Here is a 21,821-nt window from a genome sequence, read left to right on the forward strand (position 1 = left end):
TGCGGACAGAAGCTGTCCGCAAGTCCGGCTACCGTGCCTGGCATGACGAACACCCAGCGGAGCGTCACCCGTACGGCACCCCACCTCGGGACCCGGGCCCTCAACCGGGCCACCCTCGCACGCCAGTTGCTCCTGCGGCCCGCACGGATGTCCGCCGCCGGCGCCGTCGAGCACCTGGTCGGTCTGCAGGCGCAGAACGTCAAGCCCCCGTACTACGCGCTCGCCGCCCGGCTCGACGGATTCGCGCCCCAGGACCTGTCGCGGCTGATGGCCGACCGCGAGGCAGTCCGGATCGTCACGATGCGCTCCACCCTCCACACCCACACCGCGGCCGACTGCCTCGCCCTGCGGCCGCTGACGCAGCCCGCGACGGACCGGGAGCTGGCGAACTTCCGCAAGGGCCTCATCGGCGTCGACCTGGACCGGCTCGACCGCCTGGCCCGTGACCTCGTCGAGGACGAGCCCCGCACCATGAAGCAGTTGCGCGAGGCCCTGCTCCGGGAGTGGCCCGACGCCGATCCGCAGGCCCTGGCCGTCGCCGCCCGCTGCCGCCTGCCGCTCGTGCAGGTCACCCCGCGCGGCCTGTGGGGCAGGAGCGGGCAGGTCAGTCTCACCACCGCCGAGCGGTGGCTCGGCCGCCCCGCCGGAGAGCCCGCCACGCCCGACGCGGTCGTGCTGCGCTACCTCGCCGCGTTCGGCCCGGCCTCCGTGCGGGACATGCAGACCTGGGCCGGACTGACGCGCCTGGACGAGGCCTTCGAGCGCCTCCGCCCGCGGCTGGTGACCTTCCGGGACGACAGGGGTGCCGAACTGTTCGACCTGCCGGACGCCCCGCGCCCCGACCCGGACACCCCCGCCCCGCCGCGCTTCCTGCCCGAGTTCGACAACCTGCTGCTCTCCCACGCCGACCGCACGCGGGTCGTCCCGGCCGAACACCGCGGCCGCAGCTGGCAGGGCAACATCGCCTACTGCACCCTCCTCGTCGACGGCTTCCTCGCCGGCCTGTGGCGGCTGGAGCAGGACGCGCTGGTGATCGAGCCCTTCGAGGAACTCGGCGCCGCGCGGCGCGAGGAGGTCACCGCCGAGGGGGAGCGGATGCTGAGGACCATGCACCCGGGCACGGCGTACGACATCCGCTTCGGCACCGTGCGCAGGTGACGCATGGAGAGGGGGCGTTGCGGGCTGCTCGTGGAAGCCCGCAACGCCCCCTGGTCTTTCACCCGGGGGTGGCCCGGGAGCTAACGGGTCACGAGTTCACCTGCGTCGTGACCAGGTTCGAGAAGGTGGTCAGCCGGGTGTAGACACCCGGGTAACCGGCCTGGGCGCAGCCTTCGCCCCAGGAAGTGATGCCTGCCAGGACGCCCCCGACGAGCAGGGGACCGCCGCTGTCGCCCTGGCAGGTGTCCACGCCGCCGGAGGTGTACCCGGCGCACACCATGTCGCTCTGCACGAAGTCGGAGCCGTAGGAGCTGCCGCAACTCGCGTCGGACACGGTCGGTACGGTCGCGGTGCGCAGCTGGTTGGAGGAGCTGCCGCCGGAGGAGGTGGTGCCCCAGCCGAGGATGCGGGCGGTGGTGCCGGCCGCGTACACCGAGGTCTGGGCGGAGGAGACGTACTTGGCCGGGGTGTACGGCATCGACGTCGACAGCGTCAGCACGGCCACGTCGTCGCCGTTGGTGGCGTCCGTGTAGCTCGGGTGGATCCATATCCGACTGACTCTGCTGACCGTGCCGTTGGTGCCGTTGCGGTAGGTGCGGCCGCCGACGACGCGGACGCTGCCGGTGGTCTCACCGACCATGCAGTGCGCGGCGGTGACCACCTTCGTGGGGGAGACCAGCGTGCCGCCGCAGAACTGGCTCTGCGAGGCGTCCGTGATCTGCATGACGAACGGGTACGCGGTCGTCGTGGTCGTGGTGCCGCCGACGATCGGCTGGGGCGCGGCCACGGCCGTGGGGGCGGCGAGCAGCGCGGCGGTGGCGGCGGCAGCGGTCGCCGCGGCGACGGCGGCGGCCTTCCTGGCGGCGTTGAGCCCGAACATGGGTCTCCTTGGGGAGTTGCCGGTGGGGGGTCGCGCGGGTGGGTGGAGCACGGGGACCCTGACGCCGTTGTTCGGATCTCCGTGTGCCCGGCGAGCGGCACGCCCCTTAAGCTAGGGCTCGGCGGCGAGGGCCCCAATGAGGGAACCCCCTAAGGGAGTTGGGCAGGGAAAACCCTCGGTGCGGCGCCGTAAACCCAGGTCGGGTCAGGTGCTGCGGCGGCCCGCGGCCAGCCGGACGATGTCCACCCGCGAGCGGATGCCCAGCTTGCGGTAGACCCGGGTGAGGGTCGCCTCGACGGTCTTGACGCTGATGAACAGGCGGCCGGCGATCTCCCGGTTGGTCGCGCCCTCCATCACGAGCGAGGCGACCTGACGCTCCATCGAGGCGAGCCCCTCCAGCGCGTCGAGCGCCACCGGCGGCGCGACGGAGGGCGGTTCCACCGCGGCGGGTCCGGCCGTGACGGCCGCGTCGACCTGCCGCAGCCAGGGCAGCGCCCGGCAGCGCCGGAACAGCCGGGCGGCCTCGTCGTACGACGCCGGCCCGGGCTGGGCCGTGCCGCCGGGGCGCGCCTGGGCGGCGGCCCGGTCGCGCAGCCGGGCCAGCGCGAAGGCGGCGCGGGCCTCCTCCAGGCCGTAGCCGAGCCGGCCGAGCCGGCCCTGCACCGAGGTCAGGCGGACCGCGGCCGTCTCGTGCTCACCGCGCGCCGCCCTGACCAGCGCCTCGGCCCGGTCGAGCACGGCCAGGACGCTCTCCCGGCCCAGCCGCAGCGCGTGCACCCGGGCCGTGTCGATGACGTCCTGCGCCTCGCCCGGCTCGCCGATGCGGACCAGGGCCTCGGCGAGGTCGCCGTGCCAGCGGCCGCGCGCCGGGTCGTTGATGCCGAGGCCCTGCTCCAGCTCCCGCACCCGGCGCAGCGAACGGACCGTGCCCGCCGGGTCCCCCGCCACCAACTGGGCGTAGCCCAGCGCCGCCAGGGCCCGGGAGAGGTACATCTGGTCGCCGTCGACCTCGGCGTGGTCGGCCGCCTCACGGGCGAGGGCGAGCGCCCGGTCGACGTCCCCGGCGGAGGCCTCCGCGAGGGAGGTCAGCATCGCGGAGGCGCCCTCGCCGATCCCGGAGTCCCGGGCCAGGCGCAGGCTCTCGCGGGCCAGGTCCAGGGCCCGGCCGCAGTGCCCGGAGCGCAGCTCGGTGTCGGCGAGGAAACGCAGGAAGTGCACCTCGCTCTCGACCATGCCGCGCCGCCGCACCTCGCGCAGCAGCGCCGTGATGGTCGCGCGGGCCTCGGCCAGTTGGTCGCTCATGATCAGCCAGCGGAAGCGGGCCGAGCCGGCGCCGTTGTGATGGCAGGCCACGTACGGGTCCTGTGGTTCCTTCAGGGCCCTCTTGACCGTCGCGGGCGCGTCCGGGTGGCCCATCAGGGTCTCGGTGGAGGCCTGGAAGGACAGCGCCATCAGCTCCGTGCGCCGGTCGCCGCCGCGGGCGGCCAGGTCCGCCGCGTGCGCGGCCTCCTGCCGGGCCTCGGCGAAGTCGCCCTCCACGACCAGGCCGCGCCAGGCCAGCTGGTAGTGGACCAGGGCGAGCAGGCCCGGGTCGTCGCCGGCGTCGGCCAGCACCTGCGGGAAGACGGCGTCGACCTCGCCGAGCGCCTGCCCGGCCGCCTCGATGACCACCATCCAGGCCCGCACCCGCTCCGCCGGCACGGTGGCGCGTGTCAGCACGTCCCGGGCGATGTCCCTCGCGAGATCGGCCTCCCCGGCGGTGATCGCGTCCTCCGCGGCCTGCAGCCGCCGCTCGTCCGGCCCCGGGACGCTGTCCGCCGGGGTGTGCCGGGCCGCGAGCAGCCCGAGCGAGGCGGCCACGGACGGGGCCCCGCGGTCCCGGGCCAGCGCACCCGCCTCGGCCAGCCGGGCCGCCACCTCCGGGTCGGTGCCGGTGGTGGCCAGGGCCAGGTGCCGGGCCCGTTCGATCGGGTCGGAGGCCGCCGTGGACAGCGCCGCGTGCACGGCCCTGCGCTCCTGCGCGGGGGCCTCCGCGTACAGCGCGGCCGAGATCAGCGGATGCGCGAAGCGCAGGGCCGGGGCCTCCGGGTCGGTCGTCAGCAGCCCCAGGGCGGCGGCCTGGGCCGTCTCGGCCTCGGCGTGCTCCCGCCCGGCCGCGCGCAGCAGCGCCAGGGTGGGGCGGGCACCCGCGCTGGCCACCAGGAGGGTGCGGCGGGCCTCGTCCGGCAGCATCTCCAGACGGCTGAGCACCAGCGCCCGCAGCGAGGTGGGCACCGGCAGCGGCTCACCGGGCCGGGGCCGGGCCGGGCTCTCGGCCAGGGCGCGGCCCAGCTCCAGCGCGAAGAGGGGGTTGCCGCCGCTGGTGCGGTGGATGTCGCGGATCGTGGAGCGGGACAGGGGGGTGTAGCCGCGGTGGTCCAGCAGCGCCGAGACCTGCGTACGGGTGAGCGGCCCCAGCCGCACGGCGAGGGTGTCCGGCGGGGACGCGCGGAGGTGGCGGTCGTACTCCTCGCCCTCGGTCCGCACCGCCGACAGCATCTGCACGGGCGTGTCGCCGAGCCGACGGGCGGCGAAGCCGAGCAGTTCGGCACTGGCCGCGTCCAGCCACTGCAGATCGTCGGCGACGACCAGCACCGGACCTTTCGCGGCCAGGACCCGCAGCGCCGACAACACGGCCAGGCGCAGCGCCAGGCCGTCCCGCTGCAGGGTCGACTCGCCGCGGCCGGTGAGCGCCGACTCCAGGGCGGTGCGCTGGGCGGCGGGCAGGTGGCCGGAGACCTCGTCGAGGACCAGACCGAACAGATCGGCCAGGGCCAGGAAGGGCAGATGGGATTCGGACTCCGTGGCCGAGCAGCGCAACACGGTCCGGTCCGGACCGCCGTAATCCGCGGCCAGCGCGCGCAGGACCGTCGACTTTCCTATTCCGGCCGGGCCGTGGAGCAGCACACTGCCGCCCCGGCCGAGCTGGTCCCGTGCCGAGGCGAACAGCTCCTCCCGTCCGATGACCAGGTCGGGGCGGCTCCTGGGAGGCTCCTGGAAGTCCCGTCGAGCGGTCACCTCTGTCCTCCCTGTGTCGTGTCCTGGCCAATATTAGGCAACGGCTCTTTGAATTTCGGACGGACGGTGTGGTGAGGGAAATAACAACCCGTGCCGGAGGACGAATTCACCGGCCTGCCGAATGCGCGGGAACGCGCTGTGCGCGCCCCCTCGGTAACCGGTCGGCCCACCGAACGAACCGACAGGGTGGAAAACACCTCAAACCTACGGCAACCACCCGGCCCGGCGGGCGGCGACCACGGCCTCGCCCCGGGTCCGGGCCCGCAGCTTGCGCATGGCCGATCTGAGATACCCCTTGACGGTCTCGGCCGTGACCCCGAGCCGCTCCGCGGCGACCGCGTTCGTCGCCCCCGCGGCGACACACGCCAGCACGTCCACCTCCCGGGGCGCGAGCCGGACCCGCGGAGCGTCCCCGGACGCCCCGGAGTCGGCCGCCAGCAGCGCGCACGCACCGAGCAGCTCGGCCCGCAGCCCGGGGTCCGCGATCCGCGGTGCCAGCGCCCGCAGGGCCGCGTGCGCCTCACGCACCTGCTCCCAGCCCGCGCCCGCCCCGCCGCCGGCGGCGAGCGTACGCGCCTCGTCGCGCACGACCAGCGCCCGCTCCACGTCCCGCGCCGCCTCGACCGCCGCGTCCAGCATCCGCCCGCCCAGCGGCTGAGCCGTGCGCAGCGCCCCGTACAGCACCCCGCGCACCCGGTGCCGCACCACCACCGGCACGGCCAGCACCGAACGCAGACCCTCGGCGGTCACCGGGGCGTCGTACTCGTGGCTGATCTGCCGCGAGGCGGAGTAGTCCGTCACCACGCACGGCCGTGACAGGGCCACCGTCTTGCCGCCCAGACCGGTCCCGGACGTCACCACCAGCGACCGCAGGGCGTGGGTCGCCGTGCCGCTGAGTTCGCTGATGCGCATGTGCCGCCCGGCCTCCAGCAGGCCGCCGAAGGCCACCGGGAGACCGGTGGCGCGCCGCAGGCGCAGCAGCGCGTTCCGTACCTCGACCGCGTCGGACGCGTCTGCCGTCACCTGTTCGCCCCTTCACTACGGCGCCTGTGCGGGCGCACCCCCCGTTCGGGGGTAGTGAGACCTGCATCACGGATTACACGATGGCTCAGAGCCGCCCGGCAATGGTCCGGCACCGAGGAGGACGCATGACATCGGCGACGGAGGCGTTCCGCAGCGCGCGGGACTTCCTGCTGGAACACCGCGAGGACTACGCCACCGCCTACGAGGGCTTCCGCTGGCCCCGCCCCCCGTACTTCAACTGGGCCCTCGACTGGTTCGACGCGATCGCCGACGGCAACGCCCGCACGGCCCTGCACATCGTCGAGGAGGACGGCCGCGAGACGCAGCTGTCGTTCGGGGAGATGTCCGTGCGGTCGGCCCAGTTCGCCACGTGGCTGCGCGCCCGGGGCGTGCGCGCCGAGGACCGGATCCTCGTCATGCTCGGCAACCAGGCCGACCTGTGGATCACCGCCCTCGCGGCGATGAAGCTGCGCGCGGTGGTCATCCCGGCCACCCCGCTGCTCGGCCCGGCCGACCTGCGCGACCGGGTGGCGCGCGGCCGCGTCCGGCACGTCATCGCCCGCCCCGAGGACGCCGGGAAGTTCGCCGAGGTCCCCGGCGACTACACACGCATCGCCGCCGGTGCCGCCGGAACCGTGCCGGACGGCTGGCTGCCGCTGGACGACGCCTACGGCGCCTCCGCCGACTTCACGCCCGACGGCCCGACCCGGTCCGACGACCCGCTGATGCTCTACTTCACCTCGGGTACCACCGCCCGGCCCAAACTGGTCGAGCACACCCACACCTCGTACCCGATCGGCCACCTGTCGACCATGTACTGGATCGGCCTCAGGCCCGGCGACGTGCACCTGAACATCTCCTCCCCGGGCTGGGCCAAGCACGCCTGGTCCAACCTCTTCGCGCCCTGGAACGCCGAGGCGACCGTCTTCCTGCACAACTACACGCGCTTCGACGCCGCCCGGCTCATGGCCGAGATGGACCGGGCGGGCGTCACCACCTTCTGCGCCCCGCCGACCGTGTGGCGCATGCTCATCCAGGCCGACCTCACCCAGCTGCGCACCCCGCCCCGCGAGGTCGTCGCCGCGGGCGAACCGCTCAACCCCGAGGTCATCGAGCAGGTCCGCCGCTCCTGGGGCGTCACCATCCGGGACGGCTTCGGCCAGACCGAGACGGCCGTCCAGGTCGCCAACAGCCCCGGCCAGCCGCTCAAGACCGGCTCGATGGGCCGGCCCAGCCCCGGCTACCGCGTCGAGCTGCTGGACCCCGTCTCGGGCGCGCCCGGCGCCACCGAGGGCGAGATCGCCCTCGACCTGTCGCACCGCCCGGTCGGCCTGATGACCGGCTACCACGGCGACGCCGACCGCACGGCGGAGGCGATGGCCGGGGGCTACTACCGCACCGGCGACATCGCCTCCCGGGACGCGGAGGGCTACCTGACCTACGTCGGCCGCAGCGACGACGTCTTCAAGGCCTCCGACTACAAGATCAGCCCCTTCGAGCTGGAGAGCGCGCTGCTGGAGCACGAGGCGGTGGCCGAGGCGGCGGTGGTGCCCGCGCCGGACGAGGTGCGGCTTTCGGTCCCCAAGGCGTACGTGGTCCTGGCGGAGGGCTGGGAGCCCGGACCGGACACGGCGAAGGTGCTGTTCGAGCACTCCCGCGAGGTCCTCGCCCCCTACAAGCGCATCCGCCGCCTGGAGTTCGCCGACCTGCCCAAGACCGTCTCCGGCAAGATCCGCCGGATCGCCCTGCGCGAGGCCACGGCGGCCGGCTCGGACGCCGAGTACCGCGAGGAGGACTTCCGGTGAACTCCTACAGCCACGGCACCGGCACCACGGCGCTGCTCGGCGACACGATCGGGGCGAACCTGGACCGGGCCGTCGCCGCCTGGCCGGAGCGCGAGGCCCTGGTGGACGTGGACTCCGGGCGGCGCTGGACCTACGCTCGGTTCGGCGCCGACGTCGACCGCCTCGCCTCCGCGCTGCTGGCCTCCGGTGTCGCCAAGGGCGACCGGGTGGGCATCTGGGCCGTCAACTGCCCCGAGTGGGTGCTCGTCCAGTACGCGACCGCCCGCATCGGCGCGATCATGGTGAACATCAACCCGGCCTACCGCACCCACGAGGTCGAGTACGTCCTGAAGCAGGCCGGGGTGTCCCTGCTGTTCGCCTCGCTCGCCCACAAGACCAGCGACTACCGGGCCATGGTCGAACAGGTGCGGGGCCGCTGCCCCGGGCTGCGCGAGGTCGTGTACTTCGGCGACCCGGGCTGGGAGGGCCTGCTGGCCCGGGCGACCCCCGACCCGGCGTGGCCGGAGCTGTCCTGCGACGACCCCATCAACATCCAGTACACCTCGGGCACCACGGGCTTCCCCAAGGGCGCCACCCTCTCCCACCACAACATCCTCAACAACGGTTACTTCGTCGGGGAGTTGATCGCCTACTCCGAACAGGACCGGATCTGCGTGCCGGTGCCCTTCTACCACTGCTTCGGCATGGTCATGGGCAACCTCGCCGCCACCTCGCACGGCGCCTGCATCGTCGTCCCGGCCCCGTCCTTCGAACCCGAGGCCACCCTGCGGGCGGTCCAGCAGGAGCGCTGCACCTCGCTCTACGGCGTCCCGACCATGTTCATCGCGGAGCTGAACCTGCCCGGCTTCGCCTCCTTCGACCTGTCCTCCCTGCGCACCGGCATCATGGCGGGCTCGCCCTGCCCCGTGGAGGTGATGAAACGGGTCGTGGCCGAGATGCACATGGCCGAGGTCGCCATCTGCTACGGCATGACCGAGACCTCCCCGGTCTCCCTGCAGACCCGGCGGGACGACGACCTGGAGCACCGCACGGGCACGGTCGGCCGCGTCCTGCCGCACCTGGAGGTCAAGGTCGTCGACCCGGCGACCGGGGTGACACAACCCCGGGGAACGGCAGGGGAGTTGTGCACGCGCGGGTACAGCGTGATGCTCGGCTACTGGGACGAGCCGGAGAAGACGGCCGAGGCGATCGACGCCGGGCGCTGGATGCACACCGGCGACCTCGCCGTGATGCGCGAGGACGGGTACGTCGAGATCGTCGGCCGTATCAAGGACATGATCATCCGGGGCGGGGAGAACATCTACCCCCGCGAGATCGAGGAGTTCCTCTACGGACACCCCAAGATCCGGGACGTCCAGGTCGTGGGCGTCCCGCACGAGCACTGGGGCGAGGAGGTCCTGGCCTGCGTCATCGCGAGGGACCCGGGCGACCCGCCGACCCTGGAGGAACTGCGGGCCTTCTGCCGGGGGCGGCTCGCGCACTACAAGGTCCCGAGCCGGCTCCGGATCCTGGACGCCTTCCCGATGACGGTGTCCGGAAAGGTGCGCAAGGTGGAACTGCGCGAGCGCTACACCGTCTGAACGACCGTGGGGGCGTCCGGTCGTACGGGGGCCAGGGCCCGTAAGATCGACGCCCTTGGGGGGTGACACATGGTCAAGCGGCGGCCCGGTACGACGCCCACGCTGGAGCAGGTGGCCGCGCTCGCCGGCGTCGGACGGGGCACGGTCTCGCGCGTCGTCAACAACGAGGCGGGAGTGCGGGAGTCCACCCGCCGCGCCGTGCAGCAGGCCATCGCCGAACTCGGCTACGTGCCCAACCTGGCGGCGCGCTCGCTGGCCGGGCGGCGGGCCGACGCCGTGGCGCTGGTCATGACGGAACGCGACTGGCGGCTGTTCGGCGAGCCGTTCTTCTCCGAGACGGTCACCGCCGTCGGCGACGCGCTCGCCGAGACCTCGGTCCAGCTGCTGCTCACCCTGGTCCGCACCGACGCCGAGCGGCAGCGGTTCGTCGAGTACGCGCGCGGCGGCCGGGTCGACGGCGTGCTGCTGATGTCGGTGCGGGCCGAGGACCGGCTGCCGGACATGCTCGCCGACGCGGGTCTGCCCACCGTGCTGCTGGGCCGCCGCTCCGGCGACGAGCAGATCACCTACGTCGACGCGGACAACGTCGGCGGCGCCCGCGAGGCGGTGGCCCACCTGGTGGCCGGCGGCCGGCGGGCGATCGCGGCGATCACCGGGCCGCTGGACATGTACGTCGCCCGGTGCCGGCTGCGCGGTTACCGGCAGGCCCTGGAGCAGGCGGGGCTGCCCGCGCCGGCCTCCCGGACCGTCGAGGGCGACTTCACGGAGGCGAGCGGACGCCGGGCGATGGCCGAACTCCTGGAGCGCCACCCGGAGGTGGACGCGGTCCTCGCCGCCTCCGACACCATGGCCTCCGGAGCCCTGGCCGTGCTGCGCACGGCGGGGCGCCGGGTGCCCGAGGACGTGGCGGTCATCGGCTTCGACGACTTCGAGCTCGCCCGGCACACCGACCCGCCGCTGACCACCGTCCGTCAGCCGCTCGAGCAGATCGGCCGGACGATGGTGCGGCTGCTGCTGGAGGAGATGGAGCAGCCGGAAGTGGCGTGGCGGCACGTGATCCTGCGGACGCAGCTGGTGGTCCGGGACTCGGCGTGAGGCCGTCCGGGAGTCGTCCCGAGGCCATCCGGGAGCGCTCCCAACTCCTGTGTGCTCTGCACCCGTTGGCCGAAGCAGCTGAGGCGCCTCGCTGACCTGCGGCTTCGAAATACATTCGACGGATTCCCGCCTAACGGGTTGTCAGGGACATGGGGTGGCTCCTACAGTCGCGACCGAAACCGGTGAGGTGGGAGCGCTCCCATCAGTGGGGAGGTGGGAGCGCTCCCGATACCCCTGCCGCAGCACCCTCTGTCGAACCCGGTTGTCCCCCCGCAGAGAGGCCCCCGCATGCGATCGTCACCGCACCGCCTCCGCACCGTCCGCGCCCTGTTCGGCGCGCTGATCACCACGCTCGCCACCGTCGCGGCGCTCCTCGCCGCCACCGCGCCCGCCCGGGCGGACACGGTCGTCTGCGAGCAGTTCGGATCGACCGTGATCCAGGGCCGCTACGTCGTCCAGAACAACCGCTGGGGCACCAGCGCCCCGCAGTGCGTCACCGCGACCGACACCGGCTTCCGGCTCACCCAGGCCGACGGCTCCGTGCCCACCAACGGCGCGCCGAAGTCGTACCCGTCGGTCTTCAACGGCTGCCACTACACCAACTGTTCGCCCGGGACCAACCTGCCGGCGCAGATCAGCACCATCTCCAGTGCGCCCAGCAGCATCTCCTACGGCTACGTCTCCGGCGCGGTGTACAACGCCTCGTACGACATCTGGCTGGACCCGACGCCCCGCACCGACGGCGTCAACCGCACCGAGATCATGATCTGGTTCAACCGGGTCGGCCCCATCCAGCCGATCGGCTCCCAGGTCGGCACCGCCTCCGTCGGCGGGCGCAGCTGGGAGGTGTGGACCGGCAGCAACGGGTCCAACGACGTGATCTCCTTCGTCGCCCCCTCGGCGATCTCCAGCTGGAGCTTCGACGTGATGGACTTCGTCGACCAGACCGTGGCCCGGGGCATGGCGCAGAACAACTGGTACCTGACCAGCGTCCAGGCCGGCTTCGAGCCCTGGCAGAACGGCGCCGGGCTCGCCGTGAACTCCTTCTCCTCCACCGTCAACACCGGCGGCGGCGGCGACCCGGGCGGCCCCGGCGGTCCGGCGGCGGCCTGCCAGGTGACGTACGGGACCAGCGTCTGGCAGGGCGGCTTCACCGCCGACGTGACCGTGAAGAACACCGGATCGGCCGCGGTCGACGGCTGGCGGCTCGGCTTCACGCTGCCGTCCGGGCAGCGGGTCACGAGTGCCTGGAACGCGACCCTGTCCGGCACCTCGGGCGCCGTCACGGCGAGCCCCGTCGCGCACAACGCGCGGATCGCCGCCGGCGGCACCCAGAGCTTCGGCTTCCAGGGCACCTACAGCGGCACCTTCGCCAAGCCGTCCGGCTTCACCCTGAACGGCACTGCCTGCTCCGTCGCCTGACCCGCGGCGCACCGACCCGCTCCGGGCTCCGCCCTGCGCCGAACGGGCGGACCCCGGAGCGTTCCACCCGCGGCCCCGGGACACCGCGGGGGGCCTCCCCGCGGCACGCACCAGGGGCGAACGGACCCCGTCCCCGGCCGCCCACGGGGGCCGCGCCCCTGGCCGTCCCGGCAAGTCCTGCACAGCGCAGTCCGCTTGAGTACCGCACCCCGCGCTCTGCCCGGGCCGCACCACTGGCCCACCGGCAAGTCCCGTACCGCGCACCCTGCTTGAGCTCCACACCCCGGCCCCGGGTCGCGAAAGGCCGGTCGAAGCGACCGGGCGGGCCGTCCCGGAGGCCCGCACGACCGGCTCGCGCCGGGTGGCCCGGGCGACACGAGCCGCTTGCCGGCTCCGGCCCGGGCCACCCGACACGGCCCGCTCCGCTCGGACCGGCACCGTTCCGCCCCTGCTCCGCTTGGACCTCGCACCACCTCGCCCCACCCGGGCCCGCGCCACCTCGCCCCACCCGGGCCCGCGCCACCCCGCTCCGCTCGGACCCGCACCGTTCCGCCCCCGCTCGGGCCCCGCACCACCCCGCCCCACCCGGACCCGCACCACCCCCGCCCCTCCGGCCCGCATCCGGAAAGGCTCTGTCATGATCCCGCTCCCGTCCGAAACCGCCGTTCCCCGTTCCGCCCGGCGGTCCGCTCGCCGGCCCGCGTTCGTCGCCGGCCTGTGTGCCGCCGTGCTCGCCGTGACCGGGCTCACCGCCGCCGCTCCGCCCGGGCGGGACACCGTGCGGGCCGCCGCCGTGCTGCCGTACCAGGACCCGGCCCTGCCCGTTCCGCAGCGGGTCGAGGACCTGCTGGGCCGGATGACGCCGGACGACAAGCTCGGCCAGATGACCCAGGTCGAGAAGGACGCCCTGGTCCCGCGCTCCGACCTCGCCACGTACCGCATCGGCTCGGTGCTCTCCGGCGGCGACTCCACGGTCAGCCCCAACAACGCGCAGACCTGGGCCGACACGTACGACTCCCTCCAGCGCACGGCGCTGGCCACCCCGCTCGCCATCCCGATGATCTACGGCATCGACGCCGTGCACGGCCACAACGCGGTGCGCGGGGCCACGCTCTTCCCGCACAACATCGGCCTCGGTGCCACGCGGGATCCGGCCCTGGTGCAGCGCGTCGGGCGCGCGGTCGCCGAGGAGGTCGCCGGCACCGGCATCGACTGGTCCTTCGCGCCCTGTCTGTGCGTGGCCCGCAACGACCGCTGGGGGCGCACCTACGAGTCGTTCGGCGAGACGCCCGGACTGCCCACCGCCATGACCTCGTTCATCACCGGCCTGCAGGGCGACACCCTGGGCGCCGACCCGGCCTCCGTGCTCGCCACCGCCAAGCACTACATCGGCGACGGCGGCACCACCGGCGGCGTCGACCAGGGCGACACCCGGCTCTCCGAGGCCGAGCTGCGCGCGGTGCACCTGCCGCCGTTCAAGGAGGCCGTCGAGCGCGGCGTGGGCTCGGTGATGCTCTCCTACAGCAGCTGGAACGGAGTGCGCTCGCACGCCCACAAATACCTCGTCACCGATGTCCTCAAGGGCGAACTGGGCTTCACCGGCTTCGTCGTCTCCGACTGGGCGGCGGTCGACCAGCTCGACGGGCAGACCGGCTTCACCGGCGCCGAGATCGCCACCGCCGTCAACGCGGGCGTCGACATGGTGATGGTCCCGCACGACTACAAGAAGTTCCTGAGCCTGCTGCGCGGCGAGGTCACCGCGGGCCGGATCCCCCCGGCCCGGATCGACGACGCCAACCGGCGCATCCTGACGAAGAAGTTCCAGCTCGGGCTGTTCGAGCGGCCGTTGACCGACCGCTCGTACACCTCCACCGTCGGTTCGGCCGCCCACCGGAGTCTCGCCCGGCAGGCGGTGCGCGCCTCGCAGGTGCTGCTGAAGAACGACGGCGGGATCCTGCCGCTGCCGAAGACGGGCAAGCTGTTCGTCGCCGGGAAGTCCGCCGACGACATGGGCAACCAGAGCGGCGGCTGGACCCTGGGCTGGCAGGGCCGCAGCGGTCCCGTCACCGAGGGCACCACCGTCCTCCAGGGCATCCGCGCCGCCGTGGCCGACCCCTCCCGGGTCACCTACGACCGCTACGGCAACGGCATCGACGGCGGCTACACGGCAGCCGTGGCCGTCGTCGGCGAGACCCCGTACGCCGAGATGCGCGGCGACCGCCCCGACGGCATGGGCCTGGACCAGGAGGACCTGCAGACCCTGGCCCGGCTGAAGGCGAGCGGCGTGCCCGTGGTGGTGGTGCTGGTCTCCGGCCGCCCGCTGGACATCGCGGACCGGCTGCCCGACTGGAAGGCCCTGCTCGCGGCATGGCTGCCGGGCACCGAGGGCGGCGGCGTCGCGGACGTGCTGTTCGGCGACCACGCGCCGACCGGCAAGCTGCCCATGACCTGGATGCGCAGCGCCGCCCAGCAGCCGATCAACGACGGCGACGGCAAGACCCCGCTCTTCCCCTACGGGCACGGCCTGACCTACGGCACGGACCCCGGCCCCGACCCGGATCCCGACCCCGACCCCACCCCGGCCAAGGCCTGCACCGCCACCCACAAGCTGGTCAACTCCTGGCCGGGCGGCCATCAGGCGGAGGTCACCGTCAAGAACACCGGCACCGGACCGATCACGGGCTGGACGGTCGACTGGGACCTGGGCGGCGCGACCGTCACCAGCCTCTGGAACGGCACCCACACGGTCACCGACGGCCGGATCACGGTGCGCGGCACCGGCTCGGGCGGCACCCTCGCCGCCGGTGCCACCACCTCGTTCGGCTACACGGCGAACGGCACCGCGGGCACCCCCGCCCCGCGCTGCACTCCCGCCTGACCGGCTCCACGGTTCTCCCCACCGGTTGATCCCGCGGACGTCCCCACACCCGTCACCCGCACCCCCGCACCGAGGAGAGCACATGACAGACCGGACCAGACGCGCGGACACCCGCCCGCGCAGGCCGCACCGCAAGCGGACGGCGGCCCTGGCCACCGCGGTGAGCACGCTGCTGCTGGGCGCGGCGGCCCAGCTGACCGCGCCCGAGGCGTCCGCCGCGGAGGCGCACGTCGACAACCCGTTCGCGGGCGCCTCGTTCTACGTCAACCCGGACTACGCGCGCCTGGTCGACGGATCCATCGCCCAGACCACCGACGCGACGCTCAAGGCCAGGATGGAGAAGGTCAAGAGCTATCCGACGGCCGTCTGGCTGGACCGGATCGCCGCCATCCACGGCGGTGAGGCCAACGCGGGCCGCAAGAGCCTCGCCGACCACCTGGACCTGGCGCTCGCCCAGAAGGAGCCCGGCCGGCCGCTCGTCGCCACCTTCGTCGTGTACGACCTGCCGGGCCGCGACTGCTCCGCCCTCGCCTCCAACGGCGAACTGCCGCTCACCGCGGCTGGGTTGGCGCGCTACAAGAGCGAGTACATCGACGAGATCGCCGAGGTCTTCGCCGATCCCAAGTACCAGGACATCCGCATCACCACGGTCATCGAACCGGACGGCCTGCCGAACCTGGTCACCAACCTCAACGACCCCGAGTGCGCCCAGGCCAAGAGCAGCGGCATCCAGGTCGACGCCATCCGCTACGCCCTGAACAAGCTGCACGCCGTCCCGAACGTGTACACGTACCTGGACTTCGCCCACTCCGGGTGGCTCGGCTGGGACAACAACCTCGCCCAGACCACCCAGTTGTACACGGACGTCGTCAAGGGCACCACGGCCGGTCTCGGCAGTGTCGACGGCCTGATCACCAACGTCGCCAACTACACGCCGCTCGCCGAACCGTTCCTGACCGACCCGAGCAAGACGGTCGGCGGCAACCCGGTCCGGTCCGGCAAGTACTACGAGTGGAACCCGAACTTCGACGAGTCGGACTTCACCAAGGCCGTGCACGCCGCGCTGGTGGCGCAGGGCTGGCCCGCCTCCACCGGCATGGTCGTCGACACCTCCCGCAACGGCTGGGGAGGCGCCGGCCGGCCGACCGCCGAATCCACCAGCACCGTCCTCGACACCTACGTCAGCCAGTCCAAGGTGGACCGGCGGACCCACCGCGGCCTGTGGTGCAACGTCAACGGCGCCGGCCTCGGGCAGCCCCCGCAGGCCTCACCCGCCGGCTACCCGGACTCGCATCTGGACGCCTTCCTGTGGATCAAGCCGCCGGGGGAGTCGGACGGGGCCAGCAAGGACATCCCGAACGACGAGGGCAAGCGTCCGGACCCGATGTGCAACCCGGACTACACGGCGCCCAACGCGGGCGGCAACCCGACCGGCGCCATGCCGGACGCGCCGCTGGCCGGCCACTGGTTCCACAACCAGTTCTCGATGCTGGTGCGCAACGCGTACCCGGCCGTGCCCACGGACGGCGGCGGTGAGCCCGACCCCACCGACACCACCGCTCCCACCGCGCCGACCGGTCTGAGGGCCACCGCGAAGACCGCGAGCAGTGTCTCCCTGGCGTGGACGGCGGCCACCGACGACGTGGGCGTCACCGGCTACGACGTGTACCGCAACGGCACCAAGGTCAACGCCTCGACGGTCACCGGCACCGCGTTCACCGACACCGGGCTGACCGCGGCCACGGCGTACGGCTACACCGTCCGGGCCCGCGACGCCGCCGGCAACGTCTCCGCGGCTTCCACCGCGCTGAGCGTCACCACGGAGGCGGGCGGCGGCGGCCCCGACCCGGCCGGCGGTCTCAAGGTCACCTACAGGAACAACGACGCCTCGGCCACCGACAACGGCATCCGCCCCGGCCTGCGGATCGCCAACACCGGCAGCGCCTCCGTGGACCTCAGCAAGGTCACCGCCCGCTACTACTTCACCCGGGACGGCGGCTCGTCCACCGTGAACGCCTTCTGCGACTACGCGGCCGTCGGCTGCTCCAGCCTCTCGCTGCGGGTGGTGCCGCTGAGCGCCCCGGTCGCGGGCGCGGACGCCTATCTGGAGGTCGGCTTCAAGAGCGGCACCCTCGCCGCCGGCAAGGACACCGGCGACCTCCAGCTGCGTCTGGCCAAGTCCGACTGGTCCGCCTTCGACGAGAGCGACGACCACAGCCGGACCACGGCCGCCTCCTACGCCGACGCCCCGAGGATCCCCGCCTACCTGAACGGTGCCCTGGCCTGGGGCGCCCCGCCCGCCTGACCCGCCCCGAACCCCCGGGGAGACAACCGAACCCCACCATCCCCACAGGAGAGAACATGGCTCGAAGCACCAGACGCCCCCTGTCCTTACTGGCGGTCCTGGTCACCCTGCTCAGCGGGCTCGGTCTGGCCCTGATCGGCCAGAACAGCGCGCAGGCGCACGGCGTGACGATGACGCCCGGCTCGCGGACCTACCTGTGCTGGCTGGACGCCAAGACCAGCACCGGCTCCCTGGACCCGACGAACCCCGCGTGCAAGGCCGCGCTCGCCGAGAGCGGTGCGAGCGCGCTGTACAACTGGTTCGCCGTGCTCGACTCCAACGCGGGCGGACGCGGCCCGGGTTACGTCCCGGACGGCAAGCTGTGCAGCGCCGGTGACCGCTCCCCGTACAACTTCACCGGCTACAACGCCGCCCGCGCCGACTGGCCCCGCACGCACCTCACCTCCGGGGCGACCATCCGCATCAAGCACAGCAACTGGGCGGCGCACCCGGGCGACTTCCGGGTGTACGTCTCCAAGCCCGGCTACTCGCCCACCAAGCCGCTGGGCTGGGGCGACCTGGAGCTGATCCAGACCGTCACCAACCCGCCGCAGTCCGGCTCGGTGGGCAGCGACTCCGGCCACTACTACTGGGACCTGAAGCTGCCCTCGGGCCGCTCGGGTGACGCGATGATGTTCATCCAGTGGGTGCGCTCGGACAGCCAGGAGAACTTCTTCTCCTGCTCCGACATCGTCTTCGACGGCGGCAACGGCGAGGTGACCGGCATCCGCGGTTCGGGCGGCACCCCGGACCCGACGCCGACGCCGACGCCGACCCCGACGCCCACCGATCCGCACGCCGGGTGCATGGCCATCTACAAGGTGACCAACTCCTGGGGCGGCGGCTTCCAGGGGTCCGTCGAGGTGATGAACCACAACACCACCGCGCGTGACGGCTGGGCCGTGCGCTGGCAGCCGGGCGCCGGAACCCGGATCAGCCAGGTCTGGAACGGCACGCTGAGCACGGGCACCGACGGCACGGTGACGGTCAGGCACGCGGACCACAACCGCACCATTCCGCCGGACGGCACCGTGACGTTCGGCTTCACCGCCACCTCGACCGGGAACAACCTGCCGGTCGGCTCGATCACCTGCGTCAACCCGTAACACCGCGCATGACGGCGCCGGCTCCCCGGTCGTGGGGCCGGCGCCGTCCCGCGCCCGCACCTTCAGGCGGCGAACGCCTCGGCAGGCTGGTTCACCGGCCGCGGGGTGCCGGTCGGATCGAGCACGAACAGCGGCACGCCCAGCGCGTCGGCGCGGGCGCGGGCGTCGTCGCCGTACCCGGCGAGGGAGAAGTGGACGCAGGCCGCGGACTCCGTCATCGCGGTCAGCCACAGGCACTCCACGTCCCGCGCGTCCGCCGGGCGGACGGTCGGATCCACCCAGGCCAGCACGCCCGGGGCGGCGAGCCCGATGCCGGAGGGCGGGCGCCGGTCGGCGCGCCGCACGTCCCGGTGGCCCAGCCAGCGCAGATAGAGAGCCGCAGCGGTGACGGCGTCCCGGGCGGTGCGGATCGTCACCGGCCGGAAGGCGGGACGCACCGGCCGCGGCGGGATGTCGCGCAGGGCGTCGCGCGGGCCCGCCACCGGGAACCGCAGCACCGTGCCGCAGGCGCAGCCCAGCTCCGGGTGCGGCCAAACGGAGGGACGGTCGCAGGCCGCGCAGTGCACGGTCACCCACTCCTCCTCCCAGGTGCGGTGGGTGACGGCGGCCGGTTCCACGCGCCGGTCGAGCGGCGGTGCGACGGGCGTCCCGCAGACGCACGGATAGGACGGCACGGCGAACAGATGGGCGCGCCCACAGGCCGGACAGCGCACCGACACGCTCTCGGACATGCCGTCCATCGTCCACCCGCGGGACCGCGCTTGTCCGGTGCTCGGCCCATTGCCCGGACGTCTCTTGACGGCTTGTCCGCACCCCCCTACATTGCTTCCAGATAGTAGAAGTTTATTTCTGCAATGCGGAAGGTGCTCACGGCGGGGCGCGACGGGAGTGCGTATCCGACAGCCGAACCAGGAGTAGTTCCATGGCTCGTATGACCGCTGCCCGCGCGGCAGTCGAGATCCTCAGGCGTGAGGGCGTCACCGACGCGTTCGGTGTCCCGGGCGCGGCGATCAACCCCTTCTACGCGGCGCTCAAGGCCTCCGGAGGCATCGCCCACACCCTCGCCCGGCACGTCGAGGGCGCCTCCCACATGGCCGAGGGCTACACCCGGACCCACCCGGGCAACATCGGCGTGTGCATCGGCACCTCAGGCCCGGCCGGCACCGACATGATCACGGGCCTGTACTCGGCGATCGGCGACTCCATCCCGATTCTGTGCATCACGGGCCAGGCCCCGACCGCCGTGATCCACAAGGAGGACTTCCAGGCCGTCGACATCGCCTCCATCGCCAAGCCGGTCACCAAGATGGCCGTGACCGTGCTGGAGGCCGCGCAGGTCCCGGGCGTCTTCCAGCAGGCGTTCCACCTGATGCGCTCGGGCCGGCCCGGCCCGGTCCTCATCGACCTGCCGATCGACGTGCAGCTGACGGAGATCGAGTTCGACCCGGAGACGTACGAGCCACTGCCGGTCTACAAGCCCGCCGCGTCCCGCGCCCAGGTCGAGAAGGCCCTCGGGATGCTGAACGCCGCCGAACGGCCGCTGATCGTCGCGGGCGGCGGCGTCATCAACGCCGACGCCTGCGAACTGCTCGTCGAGTTCGCCGAGTTGACCGGCACACCCGTCGTGCCCACGCTGATGGGCTGGGGCATCCTGCCCGACGACCACGAGCTGAACGCCGGCATGGTCGGCCTGCAGACCTCGCACCGCTACGGCAACGCGACCTTCCTGGAGTCCGACTTCGTCCTCGGCATCGGCAACCGCTGGGCCAACCGCCACACCGGCAAGCTGGACGTCTACACCGCCGGACGGAAGTTCGTCCACGTCGACGTCGAACCGACCCAGATCGGCAAGATCTTCGCCCCCGACTACGGCATCGCCTCCGACGCCAAGGCGGCCCTGGAACTGTTCGTGGAAGTGGCCCGGGAGATGAAGGCGGCCGGCCGGCTGCCCGACCGCTCCGCCTGGGCCGCGTCCGCGCAGGAGCGGAAGGCCACGCTCCAGCGCCGCACGCACTTCGACGACATCCCGATCAAGCCGCAGCGCGTCTACGAGGAGATGAACAAGGCCTTCGGTCCGGAGACCCGGTACGTCTCCACCATCGGTCTCTCCCAGATCGCCGGCGCCCAGATGCTGCACGTCTACCGGCCCCGGCACTGGATCAACTGCGGCCAGGCCGGCCCGCTCGGCTGGACCGTCCCGGCCGCGCTCGGCGTCGCCAAGGCCGACCCGGAGGCCTCCGTCGTCGCGCTCTCCGGCGACTACGACTTCCAGTTCATGATCGAGGAACTGGCCGTCGGCGCCCAGCACCGGATCCCGTACGTCCACGTCCTGGTGAACAACTCCTATCTGGGGCTGATCCGCCAGGCGCAGCGGGCCTTCGACATCGACTTCCAGGTCAACCTGGAGTTCGAGAACATCAACGCGCCCGAGCTGGGCGTCTACGGCGTCGACCACGTCAAGGTGGCCGAGGGCCTGGGCTGCAAGGCGATCCGGGTGACCGACCCGGCCGAGCTGGGCGCCGCGTTCGAGCAGGCCAAGAAGCTGGCCGCGGAGTACCGGGTCCCCGTCGTCGTCGAGGCGATCCTGGAGCGCGTCACCAACATCTCCATGTCCACGACCAACGACATCGGCAACGTCGTGGAGTTCGAGGAGCTCGCCACGGAGCCGGGCCACGCCCCGACCTCCATCAAGACGCTGAAGGTCTGAAGGACGCCGAAGGTCTGACACCCACGGACCGGGGGCGGTCCGTCCGACAGGACGGGCCGCCCCTCACGCATGCGCGGACGCGCCTCACTCCCCGCCTCCGCCGCCACCGCCCCCGCCGCAGTAGGAGTAGCCCCCGTAGCCGCCGCCCGTGCCGCGTGGCGAGTGCTTCAGCAGGGCGGTGCCACCCACCTCTGCGCGGCGGACCAGGCCCGCGCGCAGGGCGAAGCGGGGCAGCAGCAGCCGCAGGGCCGGCTCGCCGTGCAGGGCCACGGCCCGCAGCCGGTCGTCATGGCTCAGCCCGTGCCTGCTCGCGGGCAGCGGCCGGCTCTGCCGCAGGTTACGGAGGTGCCGACGGGCGGCGCGTGTCGGGCCGAGCAGCGGGTGGCGCAGCAGGCCGGCCTCCGCGAGCGGGATGCGCATCAGCGCGACGGCCAGCCGGATGTCGGCGTCCTTCACCAGGGTCCTCAGCCCGGCGGGCTCCCGCAGACGCGTGTGCACCGCCTCGGCCAGGGGCGAGAGCGGCCGCAGGCCCTGCACGGCGTCCCCGATGCCCCTGCGCACCGTCCCCGGCAGATCGGCCTCGGCCAGGCCCCGCAGGTGCAGATCCACCACGGCGACGGTGACGGCGGCCCGCGGGCCTTCCCCCAGCAGTGCGATCTCGTGCGGCTCCAGCCGGGTCACCGTACCGTCGCTCATGGCTCACCCCCGTACCGGCGCCCGCCGCCCCCGTGCCGGCGGGCCCCGTGTGCCGAGAATGCGCCCGGCC

The 21,821-nt window shown here is 73.1% G+C and carries 14 protein-coding genes; 9 read left to right on the forward strand and 5 right to left on the reverse strand.

What is annotated here, in order from left to right; genetic code table 11:
- Positions 1-42: 42 nt before the first annotated feature.
- Positions 43-1,158: a winged helix DNA-binding domain-containing protein gene (locus ACIGAQ_RS01935; protein ID WP_362277711.1), complete on the forward strand. Its 1,116-nt coding sequence runs from the start codon at positions 43-45 to the stop codon at positions 1,156-1,158.
- Positions 1,159-1,246: 88 nt separating this feature from the next.
- Here the strand turns inward: ACIGAQ_RS01935 and ACIGAQ_RS01940 are convergent, their stop codons facing one another.
- From ACIGAQ_RS01940 to ACIGAQ_RS01950, 3 genes are all read right to left on the reverse strand, one after another.
- Entirely contained in the window at positions 1,247-2,038 is a 792-nt protein-coding gene (locus ACIGAQ_RS01940; protein WP_311680577.1) for a serine protease, read from the reverse strand.
- A gap of 204 nt (positions 2,039-2,242) precedes the next feature.
- Entirely contained in the window at positions 2,243-5,095 is a 2,853-nt protein-coding gene (locus tag ACIGAQ_RS01945; RefSeq protein WP_399778456.1) for an AAA family ATPase, read from the reverse strand.
- A 204-nt stretch (positions 5,096-5,299) separates the two neighbouring features.
- A complete protein-coding gene (locus ACIGAQ_RS01950; protein WP_399778458.1) occupies positions 5,300-6,118 on the reverse strand; it encodes a response regulator transcription factor in 819 nt (272 codons plus the stop codon).
- A 125-nt stretch (positions 6,119-6,243) separates the two neighbouring features.
- Between ACIGAQ_RS01950 and ACIGAQ_RS01955 the strand changes: the two genes are divergently transcribed.
- The 7 genes from ACIGAQ_RS01955 to ACIGAQ_RS01985 all read left to right on the forward strand — a co-directional run bounded on the left by ACIGAQ_RS01955 (position 6,244) and on the right by ACIGAQ_RS01985 (position 18,348).
- Positions 6,244-7,923, forward strand: a complete 1,680-nt coding sequence (locus tag ACIGAQ_RS01955; RefSeq protein ID WP_399778460.1) for an AMP-binding protein — start codon at positions 6,244-6,246, stop codon at positions 7,921-7,923.
- Positions 7,920-9,503, forward strand: a complete 1,584-nt coding sequence (locus ACIGAQ_RS01960; RefSeq protein ID WP_399778462.1) for an AMP-binding protein — start codon at positions 7,920-7,922, stop codon at positions 9,501-9,503. The genes ACIGAQ_RS01955 and ACIGAQ_RS01960 overlap by 4 nt, the downstream gene beginning before the upstream one ends.
- A gap of 69 nt (positions 9,504-9,572) precedes the next feature.
- A complete protein-coding gene (locus ACIGAQ_RS01965; RefSeq protein WP_311680584.1) occupies positions 9,573-10,598 on the forward strand; it encodes a LacI family DNA-binding transcriptional regulator in 1,026 nt (341 codons plus the stop codon).
- A gap of 288 nt (positions 10,599-10,886) precedes the next feature.
- Entirely contained in the window at positions 10,887-12,020 is a 1,134-nt protein-coding gene (locus tag ACIGAQ_RS01970) for a cellulose binding domain-containing protein (protein WP_399778464.1), read from the forward strand.
- Positions 12,021-12,657: 637 nt separating this feature from the next.
- Positions 12,658-14,898 carry a glycoside hydrolase family 3 N-terminal domain-containing protein gene (locus ACIGAQ_RS01975; protein ID WP_399778466.1) on the forward strand — a complete coding sequence of 747 codons (2,241 nt, stop codon included), beginning with the start codon at positions 12,658-12,660 and terminating at the stop codon, positions 14,896-14,898.
- A gap of 82 nt (positions 14,899-14,980) precedes the next feature.
- Positions 14,981-17,203 (forward strand): glycoside hydrolase family 6 protein, encoded by a 2,223-nt coding sequence (locus tag ACIGAQ_RS01980; RefSeq protein ID WP_399778468.1) that lies wholly within the window; start codon positions 14,981-14,983, stop codon positions 17,201-17,203.
- Positions 17,204-17,259: 56 nt separating this feature from the next.
- The gene (locus ACIGAQ_RS01985; protein ID WP_399778470.1) at positions 17,260-18,348 is read left to right on the forward strand and encodes a lytic polysaccharide monooxygenase; all 1,089 of its coding nucleotides are present in this window, start codon (positions 17,260-17,262) and stop codon (positions 18,346-18,348) included.
- Between the two features lie 62 nt (positions 18,349-18,410).
- On the opposite strand, the gene ACIGAQ_RS01990 is transcribed toward ACIGAQ_RS01985, so the two are convergent.
- Positions 18,411-19,079 (reverse strand): hypothetical protein, encoded by a 669-nt coding sequence (locus ACIGAQ_RS01990; RefSeq protein ID WP_399778472.1) that lies wholly within the window; start codon positions 19,077-19,079, stop codon positions 18,411-18,413.
- A gap of 191 nt (positions 19,080-19,270) precedes the next feature.
- Between ACIGAQ_RS01990 and gcl the strand changes: the two genes are divergently transcribed.
- Positions 19,271-21,055: a glyoxylate carboligase gene (gene gcl, locus ACIGAQ_RS01995; protein ID WP_311680591.1), complete on the forward strand. Its 1,785-nt coding sequence runs from the start codon at positions 19,271-19,273 to the stop codon at positions 21,053-21,055.
- 84 nt (positions 21,056-21,139) lie between these two features.
- Here gcl and ACIGAQ_RS02000 read toward each other — a convergent pair whose 3' ends face one another.
- Positions 21,140-21,751: a TIGR04222 domain-containing membrane protein gene (locus ACIGAQ_RS02000; protein WP_399778474.1), complete on the reverse strand. Its 612-nt coding sequence runs from the start codon at positions 21,749-21,751 to the stop codon at positions 21,140-21,142.
- Positions 21,752-21,821 lie beyond the last annotated feature (70 nt).

The sequence above is a fragment of the Streptomyces sp. NPDC085932 genome (assembly GCF_044540525.1).
Taxonomy (GTDB): Bacteria; Actinomycetota; Actinomycetes; order Streptomycetales; family Streptomycetaceae; genus Streptomyces; species Streptomyces levis.

Coding starts and splice junctions, on each gene's coding strand:
- ACIGAQ_RS01935 (WP_362277711.1), top strand. CDS start 43: ATGACGAACACCCAGCGGAGCGTCACCCGTACGGCACCCCACCTCGGG.
- ACIGAQ_RS01940 (WP_311680577.1), bottom strand. CDS start 2,038: ATGTTCGGGCTCAACGCCGCCAGGAAGGCCGCCGCCGTCGCCGCGGCG.
- ACIGAQ_RS01955 (WP_399778460.1), top strand. CDS start 6,244: ATGACATCGGCGACGGAGGCGTTCCGCAGCGCGCGGGACTTCCTGCTG.
- ACIGAQ_RS01965 (WP_311680584.1), top strand. CDS start 9,573: ATGGTCAAGCGGCGGCCCGGTACGACGCCCACGCTGGAGCAGGTGGCC.
- ACIGAQ_RS01970 (WP_399778464.1), top strand. CDS start 10,887: ATGCGATCGTCACCGCACCGCCTCCGCACCGTCCGCGCCCTGTTCGGC.
- ACIGAQ_RS01975 (WP_399778466.1), top strand. CDS start 12,658: ATGATCCCGCTCCCGTCCGAAACCGCCGTTCCCCGTTCCGCCCGGCGG.
- ACIGAQ_RS01980 (WP_399778468.1), top strand. CDS start 14,981: ATGACAGACCGGACCAGACGCGCGGACACCCGCCCGCGCAGGCCGCAC.
- ACIGAQ_RS01985 (WP_399778470.1), top strand. CDS start 17,260: ATGGCTCGAAGCACCAGACGCCCCCTGTCCTTACTGGCGGTCCTGGTC.
- ACIGAQ_RS01990 (WP_399778472.1), bottom strand. CDS start 19,079: ATGTCCGAGAGCGTGTCGGTGCGCTGTCCGGCCTGTGGGCGCGCCCAT.
- gcl (WP_311680591.1), top strand. CDS start 19,271: ATGGCTCGTATGACCGCTGCCCGCGCGGCAGTCGAGATCCTCAGGCGT.
- ACIGAQ_RS02000 (WP_399778474.1), bottom strand. CDS start 21,751: ATGAGCGACGGTACGGTGACCCGGCTGGAGCCGCACGAGATCGCACTG.